General features: G+C 45.7%; 4 protein-coding genes, 2 tRNA genes and 1 rRNA gene. All 7 read right to left on the minus strand.

All coding sequences use genetic code 11. The annotated features are described in order from the left end of the window. Positions 1–523 precede the first annotated feature (523 nt). The gene (locus tag K292_RS16955) at positions 524–7,549 is read right to left on the minus strand and encodes an S-layer homology domain-containing protein (protein WP_037373100.1); all 7,026 of its coding nucleotides are present in this window, start codon (positions 7,547–7,549) and stop codon (positions 524–526) included. 18 nt (positions 7,550–7,567) lie between these two features. Beyond that, positions 7,568–7,798, minus strand: a complete 231-nt coding sequence (locus K292_RS0111110) for a DUF2442 domain-containing protein (RefSeq protein WP_027399890.1) — start codon at positions 7,796–7,798, stop codon at positions 7,568–7,570. Positions 7,799–7,895: 97 nt separating this feature from the next. Further along, positions 7,896–10,382 (minus strand): LuxR C-terminal-related transcriptional regulator, encoded by a 2,487-nt coding sequence (locus tag K292_RS0111115; RefSeq protein WP_027399891.1) that lies wholly within the window; start codon positions 10,380–10,382, stop codon positions 7,896–7,898. A gap of 472 nt (positions 10,383–10,854) precedes the next feature. Then, positions 10,855–12,012: an ATP-grasp domain-containing protein gene (locus K292_RS0111125; RefSeq protein WP_027399893.1), complete on the minus strand. Its 1,158-nt coding sequence runs from the start codon at positions 12,010–12,012 to the stop codon at positions 10,855–10,857. Between the two features lie 254 nt (positions 12,013–12,266). Beyond that, positions 12,267–12,349, minus strand: a tRNA-Leu gene (locus tag K292_RS0111130). A gap of 6 nt (positions 12,350–12,355) precedes the next feature. Then, positions 12,356–12,430: transfer RNA gene (locus tag K292_RS0111135), tRNA-Glu, on the minus strand. A 43-nt stretch (positions 12,431–12,473) separates the two neighbouring features. Further along, positions 12,474–12,590, minus strand: a 5S ribosomal RNA gene (gene rrf / locus K292_RS0111140). Positions 12,591–12,654 lie beyond the last annotated feature (64 nt).

Below are 12,654 nucleotides of genomic sequence, written 5' to 3' on the forward strand. Positions count from 1 at the left end.
TTATCTTCTAACACTTAATAAACCGTTATTTAATTTTAAATATATAATTTCCTTATGTATATAAACAGAAGGAAAGTAATTTTTATTTTATTGTTGGTTTTTTCAGATTAATTATAAATAATTCAATGCATAATATAAAAAATTATACCATATTTAATGATAAAAATAAAATTATGGCTCAACTGTTTTGTTATGAAATCTACAAATTATCAAATAATTATGCAAGAAGAAAAAACTACATAAACAACGAGGAAAAAACTTAAAATTAAAATAAATAAGAAAAGAACGTTACTAACTATATCTGAGTTTTCTGTCTTTGCAACTTCAGGTATTTTTGTGAAAATAATTCTCACTCAGTTTTTTTAAGATCCTCTTTCGGATACACTTCTTTTATCTATTTCATAAAATCCCAGATAAATAAAAAATAACCACTATACAAATTCGTACAGTGGTTATCAGTACCAAATAGGTGGTTTTAACGGGTAGTTTATAAATTTCAAGGGTTTCCATCTATTGTTTCTGTCTATTTTTCTGGTACTCGGAGTACATCACCGGGGTGTATGAGGGAGAACCGGCTTTTGTTGTTCAGCCGTTCCAACTCACTCATGGTGCAACCCTGCCTGTGGGCAATGCTCCAGAAGCTATCGCCTTTTTCCACGATGTATGTGGTGTACCTCAGATTTTTCGGTATATCCGCTGTCACGCCGTACTGGTCGAAGGTGTAGGTCGAACCGTCAATGTCTTTCTTTCCAGTGATAGGCTTACCGTTTTCGTAGTACATCCATTTGCCAGAATCATTCATCGTCCAGCCCTGCATGGTATCACTAGAGATTACTAGCTCTACAAAGCGGTGAAGTACAGCGGACATCTCGGCTCTTGTGGCCGTACCCTGTGGATCAAAGAGATTGTCGTTTTTGCCGCTGATTATCCCCGCCATCTGCATCTCTTTTACGGCCTCCTTGGCGTAGGCGCTGATTTTGGCGTTGTCAGCAAAGGTGTTTTCCACATAAACCTTCGGCAAGGTATAGCCCACGGTCTTAGCATAGTTGCTCATAACGACCGCCATCTGCTCACGAGTGACAAACTGATTCGGGGCAAAATACTTGTTGCCAACACCATTTACTATACTATTCTTGCTTGCCCACTCAATGTAACCCATGTAATAAACGTCGCTTTTCACATCGGTGAAGCTGCTCTTTGCATAGTCGCTCACATCGACCTCTGCTAATCGACCCAGGGCGGTGACAAACATCCCCCTTGTCATGGCGGTATTCGGGCTGAAGGCGGTCTTAGAGGTACCACTGAACAATCCACGATTTAACAAAAATGAAATATCATTCTTGGCCCAATGGTTGCCCACATCGTTAAAGGTAGGCGCATCATTTTTGTAGCCAACACCATAGACAGAGAAGTGAGAGGTAGAAAAACGAAGCACCTCGTTCACGCTGTCATAGACAGAGTTTAAAAGCCACTGCACCTTGCCCTTTGCGTCCACATAGACCGCCTGCACATTACCGGCCTGCTCGTTTACGCCGAGGGAATAGGGAATTGCCACCGATATACTGCCTGCGCCGAAGTTTTGTACTGTCTTGCCTCCATAGCCGACCTCCAAATCAAATACCGGGCGGGAGCCGATAGCGGCCTTAGCATTGCCGGTGAGCTTGCTGCTGTCCCTGCTGGTAGCTGTGATGTTCACATCTGTGCACGCCTGCTTATTAATTTCCTTTACCGCAGCTAAATCCAGCGTAATGCGGATATCCGAACTATCGGGCGCCAGTGTGATGTGTGAGATTTTATTGGCAAGGATGTACGCCTGTGCCGTTTTCGGCAGATTAAAGGCAACGCTGTTTACCGCCTTATTTCCGATATTCACCTTCATCACGAGGGTGATACCATTTTGCTCAATGCCGTTTTTCTTTGCCTCAGCCATCCCCTTTTCATAGGCATCTCTCACAGATTTTTCTGTAATAGTTGCCGCCGCACTGCCGCCGCTGACTTTGCCCTCCACCTTGATTTCGCTTTGAGTGGGACTGTTGGGCTTATCTTTTGACGGTGGGGTTACCGTGATATCGGAATCATCATCAGAGTGTGAATCTCCGCCACTATTATGACCACCACCGCTATTATTGCTACCGCCGTCGCCCGCATTCACGGTGAAGGACAGACTGAGTGTCAGGGAAACGCCATTGTTTCCGGTGATGCTCAGGATATCGGTATGCGTTCCCACCGCCAGACCCGTCTTAGGCCGTACGCTCAATGTAGCTATACCACCGGTGGCTATGTTCTCGTCGGAAAGCGCCGTGCTGATTTCAAATTCACTGCCGCTATTGAGCGATGCAGTCAATCCGCTTATGTCACCCGTTCCGGTATTTTCAATAGTGAATACCTGTGCCGTTTGCTCACCATAGCTCTCCGTCGCTGCTGTAAAAGTTTTGTTGGTGGGGGTGACGGTTGCAGTGTAGGTCGAACTGTTAAACCCGAAGGTAAGTGTTGTACCGTCTGGCAGCGTATTAAGCGTTGTACCCGGTGCATAAAAAATTGTGCCGTCATACCAGCCCAGCGTGCCTGTTCCGGTGCCGGTCACGTTGAAGCCGTTTGCTTGTGTGATTGCCGGCAGGGTCAGCGTGCCGGTGTAAACCACAGTGGCTGATGTGAGGGAACCACTGCCCAGCGTACCCTTGTTTCCCATATCATAGGTGACGGTTTTCAGCGCGTCAGCCCCCAAAGCAGCAGGGTTCAGAATTTCAAGGGCGGGCCGCCAACTTACCCAGTTGCCACTGGCCGCAGCTTCACTGTTAGCCCAAAGTCGGCCGACAGTATCATAAGCGCGTAAAGCACGATACTGACTGCCCTCAAAATATGTGTCCTGCCCCCAAGAAAAATTATCGTCAACATTTTTAATGTAAGGACCTTTGTTCAAAATCTGATCCCATTCGTTGGTCAGCGGTATCCCTCTCTCGTCGCTGCCGGATTCCCCGTTAGAACGGCTCCCCACCGACAAAGAACGCAGGGTATAATCAACACCGTCCGACTTGTAGATCTTGCCAAAGATAAGATCCCCATTATTAAGTTCATCCCACGACACCTCATTGGTTATATTAAAACCCGCCACAAACAGGCTGCGGTCAGCTGGCGCTGCATTAGCAGATGCGCTCGTATCTCCGCTGGAGCTTTCGTCCAACGAATAGGCATTCACCGTACCGGCATAGGTAAAGGGCACCCATTTCAGGCTTGCGTCCGGTAGGGCCGTGTTTTTTGTACCCGGCACCCCCGCTCCCGACAGGTCGAAGTAACAGATTCCGCCGGGGGTAAGGGTAAACTGTTCTTCCGGGGCGACCCATGCGTCAACGGTCACATCTATATTGAGATCCAATGAAATGCCGTTCGGATTATTGACACCGTCCGGCAGGGTGACCGTTGCCGCCACCGTGAAGGTCTGCGCGGCGGTTTTGAACGGTAAATAAGTGCTTGCCGCCACATCCCAATCCACATCCGCCTGCACATCACCGTTATTGGTCATAAGCGTAACCTTTGCAGGCAGCCCCAGTGCGGACGCACTCTTTGCTGTTCCGTTGGCTACCCCTGTAATGTCAGTCGGCACGGTAATGCTGACCAAATTAACAGTCACGGTGAAGGATAGATTCACCGTCAGGGAAATGCCATTGTTTCCAGTGATAGTCAGCGTATCGGTATAGGCGCCTGTTGATAGCCCCATCTTAGGCCGCACGCTCAATGTAACGGTATTGCCGGAAATAACGCTGTCGCCGGAAAGCGCCGTGCTGATTTCAAAAGCTGAGCCGTCATTCAGCGACGCGGTTAATCCGCTTATGTCACCCGTTCCGGTATTTTCGATGGTGAACACTTGTGCCGGCTGCTCACCGTAGCCCTTCATTGCCGCCGTAAAGGTCTTGTCGTCAGGATCAATGGTTGCGGTGTAGGCCGGCGATGCATTCACGGTGAAGGACAAGCTTGCCGTCAGAAAAATGTCATTGTCCCCGGTAATGGTCAGGGTATCGGTATAGTCCCCCACAGCCAGCCCCGTCTTAGGCCGTACGCTCAATATGACTGTATTGCCGGCAGCAACGCCGTCGCCGGAAAGCGCCGCGCTGATTTCAAAGGCAGAGCCGTCATTCAGCGATGCCGTTAATCCGCTTATGTCGCCTATTCCGGTATTTTCGATGGTGAACACTTGTGCCGTCTGCTCACCGTAGCTCTCCGTTGCCGCCGTAAAAGTCTTGTTGTTGGGGGTAACGGTTGCAATATACGACGAGCTGTTAAACCCGGCGGTAAGTGTCGCGCCATCTGTCAGCGTATCAAGCGCTGCGCCCGGTGCATAAAAATTCGTGCCGTCATACCAGCCCAGCGTGCCCGTGCCTGTGGCGGTCACGTTGAAGCCGTTTGCTTTTGTGATTTCCGGCAGGGTCAGCGCACCGGTGTAAACCACAGTGGCTGATGTGAGGGAACCACTGCCCAGCTTGCCGTTACCGCCCATGTCATAGGTAACGGTTTTCAGCGCATCAAACCCCAAAGCAGCAGGGTTCAGAATTTCAAGGGCGGGTCGGAAGCCGCGGGCATTGCCAGTACCGTAGTAGCCGGCATAATCGCATTTCACCCAATCGCGCACGTTCGAACCCCCACGGGAAGCGCGGAAATGGGATTCTCCGGATTTTGTATCCTGTCCAAAAGAACGAATAACACTGTAATTTTTAATGTAATTGCCTTTATTCAAAAGCTGATCCCATTCGTTGTTTTTCGGGATTCCTCTCTTATTGTTGCCGGATTCACCGTTAGAGCTACTTCCCTGTGACAGGGAACGCAGGGTATAATCAACCCCCCCGGACCTATAGGCCTTGCCAAAGATAAGCCCGTCGTTATTATATGTATACCAGTTCATCGTATGAGTAACAACATAGTTTGCCACAAACAAACTGCGGTCGGATGGCGTGCCGCCGCCATCTGAAAATTCTGTCAACGAATAGGCATTCACCGTACCCGCATAGGTAAAGGGTACCCATTGCAGGCTTTTATCCGGCAAGGGGATATTATAAAGCTGACCCGGCACATTCTCTTTCGACAGGTTGAAGTAATAGGTTTCGCCGAGGGTGAGGTCAAATTGTTCTTCCGGGGCGAGCCATGCAAGCGCCGACACACTGATGCTGGTGGTCAGGGGAACACTGTTCGGGTTATCCACGCCATCCGGCAGAGTGACCGTTCCCGCCACTGTAAAGGTCTGCGCGGCGGTGTCGAATGGGGAATAAGCGCTTGCTGCCACATTCCAATCCACATCTGCCTGCATATCACCGTTATTGGTGACAAGCGTCACCTTTGCAGGCAGCCCCAGCGCAGACGCATTTTTTTCTGTTTCGTTGGCTACCCCTGTAATGTCAGTCGGCGCGGTAATGCTGACCAGCGTTACCTGCACTGTAAAGGACAGACTGGCCGTCAGGAAAATGCCATTGTCTCCGGTAATGGTTAGGATATCGGTATAGTTCCCCACAGCCAGCCCCGTCTTAGGTCGTACGCTCACTGTAGCCGCACCGCCGGTGGCTATGTTCTCGTCGGAAAGCGCCGTGCTGATTTCAAAGGCAGAGGCAGCGCCGTCATTCAGCGATGCGGTCAATCCGGTAATATTGTCTGCTCCCGTGTTCTCAATGGTAAACTCTTGTGCCGTCTGCTCACCGTAACCCTCCGTTTCCGTCGTAAAGGCCTTTTTGTTGGGACTGACGGTTGCGATATACGACGAACTGTTAAACCCGAAAGTAAGTGTTGCGCCGTCTAGCGTATTAAGCGCTGCGCCCGGTGCATAAAAATTCGTGCCGTCATACCAACCCCATGTGCCTGCGCCTGTGCCGGTCACGTTGAAGCCGTTTTCCGGCGTGATTTCCGGCAGGGTCAGCGTGCCGGTGTAAACTACGGTGGCTGATGTGAGGGAACCGCTGCCCAGCGTGCCATTGCCGCCCATGTCATAGGTGACGGTTTTCAGCGCATCAGTCCCCAAAGCAGCAGAGTTCAGAATTTCAAGGGCGGGTCGGAGACCAGTGTACTGGTTATCGTCGCTGCTGCTTTTGCTCTGCCACATGCGGGCGTTGGAGTACCCCCGTACAGTGTAATTTGCGCTGTCGGAAGAAGATGTATCCTGTCCCCATGTATAAATGTTACTGTAACCTTTGATATAATCGCCTTTGTTCAAAATCTGATCCCATTCGTTGATCAGCGGGGTTCCTCTCTCATTGCTGTCGGCTTGACCGTTAGAACTACTCCCCATCGACAGGGAACGCAGGGTATAATCAACACCGCCTGACTCGTAGGTCTTGCCAAAGATAAAATCCTCATTATTAAGGCCATCCCACGACACCGTATGAGTTATATTATAATCCGCCACAAATAGGCTGTGGTCAGATGTCGGCGCATTGTTTGACGCTTCCTCGTCCCCGACGGCGCTTTCATCCAACGAATAGGCATTCAGCGTACCCACATAGGTAAAGGGCACCCAATTCAGGTTCGCGTCCGGTAGGGCAGCATTTATTGTCCCCGGTACACCTGCTCCCGACAGGTCGAAGTAATAGGTTTCGCCGGAGATGAGGTCAAACTGTTCTTTTACATTGCCATATCCTGCCGTAAGGGTTGCGCCTGTCGTCAAATCGTTAAGCTTTGTTCCCGCCTGGTAAAAATTATTGCTTTCATCATACCAGCCCAGTTTACCCATATCGGATGCGCCGGTATATTTGAAGCCGTTTTCTGCCGTGATTTCGGGCAACTCCAGCGCGCCAGTATAAACTACGGTAGCTGATGTCAGCGAACCGCTGCCCAGCGTGCCATTGCTGCCCATATCATAGGTGATGGTTTTCAACGCGTTAGAGCTCAGTGAGCCGGGGTTCAGAATTTCAAGAGCGGGCCGCCAGCCGTAATTCGACGTATATTTATTATGCTTATTGAAGTAATCCCAATTTCGGCTCGATGTATAGCCGCGCACAGCACGATAATTACTAGAATATGTATCCTGGCCCCAAGAAAAAATTTTATTGTAATTTTTAATGTAAGGGCCTTTGTCCAAAATCTGATCCCATTCGTTGGTCAGCGGTGTTGCTTTGGAATAACCATACGAGTTATTCCCCATCGACAAGGAACGCAGCGTATAATCAACGCCGCCCGATTCGTAAGCCTTGCCAAAGATAAGCCCTTGGTCATTATAGGTATTCCATGGCGTCGTATGGGCTACATTGTAATCCGCCACAAACAGGCTGTGTTTATATCGTGTTGCAGCAGCAGATGCGCCCCTATCTCCGTTGGCGTTTTCATCCAACGAATAGGCGTTCACCGTACCTACATAGATAAAGGGTACCCACTTAAGGCTTGTGTCCGGTAGGTTGCCATATCTTGTGCTCGGCACCCCCTCTCCCGACAGGTCGAAGTAATAGGTTCCGCCGACGGCGAGGTCAAACTCTTCTTGTAATGTTTCAGCTGCCGCTGTAATCGGCATTAACCCCAGCACCATGACCATGGTCAGTGCCCACGCCAGCACACGCCGGCTTCCTTTATTTTTACTCATCTTCTCATCCCTCCTAATTTATTTCTTAATCATCTCAAAAACTTCGCTTGTCGATAATTCCACCTTACTACCCCAGCGGATTACCGTTCCGTCCGTTTCCACCCGCCGAAAGAACGCCGCGTCTTTGAGCAGGCCGAAGCGGATGGTTTCAAGCTTCGGCTTTAAATTTAGCGTGATGCTACCGCCGTTTGTAAGCGATACCTCAAGCTGATAATCTTCTCTCGGATGCACTTCTTTTATCTCTGCCATATAATCACTCCCTGTAACAAAAAAATAACCACTATACAAATTGTACAGTGGTTATTTTTCCGTGTAACCTACCCATCGGGTAGGTTTCAGGAATTTTTTATTCGTTTAAGGTCTGAAAATACTGCCTCAGCAGGGCACGGCTGCTGATCGACAGCTTTGTAAACACAGATTTCAGCGTAAATTTCACCGTGTTAGCCGAGATGAAAAGCTTGTCCGCAATCTCTTTGTTGGTCAGCCCTCCGGCGGCCAATCGAGCAACTTCAGATTCACGGCTCGTGAGCTCCGGCTTCTCCGCATTAAAATACGTCTGTTTGATTTTCTTTTTTGCAGAGGTATAGATTTCATACAGCTCCAGTATCTTCTGTGCCTGCTCCCGATAAGCGCTCTGCATGATGAGCTCACGGAGCAACGGCTCAATATAATCACCGTTTTCCACAAAAGGCATATAGAGGCTATCTGGCATGGCGATATCCATAGCTTTTTTGAGACTTTCACGGGCCTCGGTGTATCTATGGATTTTCCGGTTTGCCGCCGCTAAATAGATATAGGTATAGATGACACTCAGCAGGTTTGGATAAAACGATGCGGTCTCCAGAAAGTAATCCGCGCTGCCCAAAAGTTCGGTATACTGTCCATTAATCAGTAAAACTCTGCCATAGATGATATTAAACATGGCAAAGGAAGCATGCAGTAGCCGGATATCTCCGCTTTCTGGACGGGCCAGACTTTCTGGTATTTTATATTTCTGATCAAGCTGAGCATAAAAGCTCATTTCGCATAACTCCACCTTATGTAGATACTGATACTCGACCCGAGCCGACATATCTTCGCGCATCTCGGCCAGAACGTGAAACATATGCGCAAAATCACCCTTCATCCAATCAACGCGTATTTGCAGAAACATAGCGGCCAGCGCTATCCCCCACTGTCCGGTAGGTCGGGCTTTATGAAGTGCCTTGTTCAGCGCAATCTCAGAACTGATGAAATCGCCCGTATTGTAATACCATTCTGCTTCCATCATGTATTCGCCGCCGCTGCTGTGACCGTTGGTCAAACGTCGATAGCACGGTAGGCCGTTTTTTAAATCCGTCAGATTCTCCCCAAGCTTCCCACTTTCCCTATAGTAAAGGTATAATACGGAAGGCGAGCCATGTGTCCAATCCACATCAACATTAAAAATAGATGTAGACCTACCCAGAAGCTGCCAAGCTGTTTTAAAATGAGAATCCATTTTTTTAAGATTGTTAAAGGCCGCAATACCCAACAAAATTTGGAGCTCCCCTAAAAGTTCTTGGCGCTGCATATCATTGAGGCTATCGTCCCTATTAATGTTTTCGGAAACTTCTCCACAAACTCGACCAAATACCTGAAACTCATTGTGAAGAATCAGATGAATAGAAAGTATCAACAACGCATAATGGTGTCGCCTTTTGATTTCCACCGGGCATTCTTCCAAGTACTTGCGCAGTGTTTTCATATTCTGCCATGTAAAGGTTTTTGCCTTCTCTTCTTCTATGGACAGCAGAATGCTTTCAAAGTCTCCGCAGGCGTAACAGAACTGTCGGGCAGCAGTATATTCACGGTTTTTTAAATACCATGCCGCCGCCTTACGGTATAGGTCATTTTTAAAATCCGAGCCTCTGTTTTCCATAACCTCAAGGAGATAATCTCTGAATAAGCTGTGGATCTGATAGGTTTTGAAACGGCTATCGTAGCTGACAAAGGCATTTTTACCAACAATAACTGCAAGCATTTTAGCGACGTCCTTGTCTCCCCATATGTACGCTGCCTGCTGCTGCGTAAATTTATCAAATATAGATAGCTTTATGCTAAACTCTTTTAATTCGCCGGACAATGGGGCATAAACCGTTTTTTCAATCAGCTTATATATACTGTCAGGTGGCTGAAGTATACCGTCTTCAATGAAGCTAAGCAGCATGAGATACAACGCACTGATCCAGCCCTCCGTCGTGGAATAAAGCTGCTGGGCCTGCGTTTCGCTGATAGACACACCGCACACCCTATAATATTCCATGATGTCCTCCTGATTCAGTTCAAAGTTCTCCTGTGTGATGTGATACAGCAGGCCTTTAAGAGATAATTCTTCTAACCTTTGAAAATTAGTATAACGCTGATTAAGCACTATATAAAGATTTTTAACTTCATTTTCAATCAGTGCTGTCAAGAATTTATCTATCTCCGGTCTGTCTAGAAGATGGTAGTCATCGATAACCAAAACACATTTGTGGGAGAACTCAATAGTGTTCAGCAGCTTCAACGCCTCCCGTATAGATACTGTGTCGCTTGGTAGTCCGAGATGAAGAAAACTTCTTTTCAGATCATCTTTCAGCTCCCCGAACAGCTGAGCGAATGATTCCCAAAAATTATCTGTTGAGTTGTCATATACCTTCAACCAGAGCACTTCGGCTTCCGACTCGTTTAAGAAGTGTTTAACAGCGGTGGTTTTTCCGTAGCCCATGGGCGCTTCCACAATTGTCAAAGGATGATTCCAAATACCAGTTAGCTTTTTCAAAAGCTGCGGTACAAAATATAGCCTTTTCGTATTATATTTTTTCGTGCTCAAAAAATCACCCTCATTCTTTCGTTTTCAAGTTAAACTTTTTATAAATTATACTATATCATAATCTGCAAAGTTCGTAAATGAAACCCCAGCCTACTTAAAATGAGATTCAGCCAGAAGCCAAGTATGCAAAATAAATAAAGTATGGAGAACTGGTTCTATAATTTTTATAGGGGTAAATAGAAAAAAAGAAAGGTTCCATAATTTTGGGTTCTATAATTTTTGTGGGGGTAAATAGAAAAAAAAGACATAACATAAACTCTGTTTTATGATTAAAGTGACTAAACCAATCATGAAAGGAGTTATGTTATGTCTATAAATAATAATATCAAATTTTTACTAGATTTAGAAGAAGAAAATATTGTAGAGAATAATTTTCTTCGTAACGATTATGTTGTCCTTAAAAATGGAGTTACCGCTAAGAGCGCTAGAAGCTACCATCAAACTGTCAGGTTGACTCATACAAATTACCGCTCTACTCCTTCGTACTAACTCTATATTCCAACAAATTTGATTGTAGTATTTGATCCAATTCACTTTCGTTACCATTACTAGTTTCAGTAAACAGAAATGCAAAAAGACCAAGTGCAGGATTAGATACTTTTCTAACAGCTAATACATGTTCAAAGTTTGTATATAGCTTATTATAATTAAATGCTTCTGACGGTAATTCTTCTCCACCCTTGTCTAATAATATCATGCTGTAAATTTTACCTTTTTTCTCTTTTATAATGCTAGCAAAATCAGGGCGTAGTTGGTTCATATAACATTCAATTGTGTTGATGCCATATGCATAATAAGCAATATCCGTGGTACACAATCCAGCAAACCGTAAAGGGTTAAATTCAATAGGCACAATCTGCTCCCCATCGGTTCTGATTTCTACATGCATTGGAAAGTCACGAACCATAAGTTTTTGATTTATACGTTTTAAAAACTGTGTAAATTTCATTAAATATTCTTCTATTATCTTTGCACTTGTGTAATAAATACGGTCGCTTACATCATCGTGAGAAGCAAATCGATGAGTTAAAATATTTAGAATAACTGGCTCTCCTTGAACATCATAGTATGCATCAATAGCAAACTCTGCTCCCTTAATATATTTTTCAAGAATAAAACTTGAACCTATCACGCTTCCTGAAAAATTCTTGTTCCACTGCTTTTGATGTTCTTCAATATCATTAAGCGCTTTTTGATAATCTTCTGGCGTAAAGATTGTATATACACCCACGCTGTAAAATCCAACAGCGGGTTTTAGAACCGCAGGAAGTTTGACTATGGAAATATCAAATGTCTTTAATTCTTCTAAATCCATCTCATAAAAATACAGATCAGGATATAGGTCTGCAGTAACTCTACGAAAGCCTGCTTTGTCTTTCATTACGTCAATTTTTCTCACCAATTCACAGCCGGACAAATTTTTATAAATCCAGTCTAGTGCATTTTCTGAAATTGTGTAGAAACGTTCCCCCTTACGACCTCTTTCTGCTGCATCTTTCTCTGAAATTAGATTTAGGCCATAGTCAGTACCATACTTTTTAACAAAATCGTTTTCCAACACAGGTTGTTGACTGTTTTTCAAATATTCCAGCGTTTGTTCTGAAATATATGGCTCTTCTAAAATAATCATTTAATTTCTCCTGTCAAAATAAAACTTATAAATAACCATAGCATTCAAAATTTTGATAACCATAGATACCTGACTGGGAAGCCCTCCCGAATATCTCACCGTATGTTATGGCTTTTCTTTTCACTCTCATTTTGAGTCAGTGCACAATAAACTTGATGAAATGCTATACGGCAAAAAATCTAATTATTCGTCTTATTCTAATAAAACTTAATATATTCAAAAGAGCAAGCATAATGCTTGCTCTTTTGTGTATTTGGTGCGCGTGGAGGGACTTGAACCCCCACGGTCGCCCGCTAGATCCTAAGTCTAGTGCGTCTGCCAATTCCGCCACACGCGCATGAAATGGTGACTCCACCGGGAATCGAACCCGGGTTACCGCCGTGAAAGGGCGGTGTCTTGACCGCTTGACCATGGAGCCATATATGGGGAAAAGTATTTTTTTACTCTTCCCATTTTTACTAAACTGGCAACGTCCTACTTTCCCAGGCAGCTTCCCGCCAAGTATCATCAGCGCTAATGAGCTTAACTACTGTGTTCGAGATGGGAACAGGTGTGACCTCATCGCTATTATTACCAGATCTTCGCTTGTTAATTTTTCATATTACTTTGTTGCTAACTTCTTTCAGCCTCAATCATGTATGT

The organism is Anaerovorax odorimutans DSM 5092 (assembly GCF_000426305.1).
Lineage (GTDB): Bacteria > Bacillota > Clostridia > Peptostreptococcales > Anaerovoracaceae > Anaerovorax > Anaerovorax odorimutans.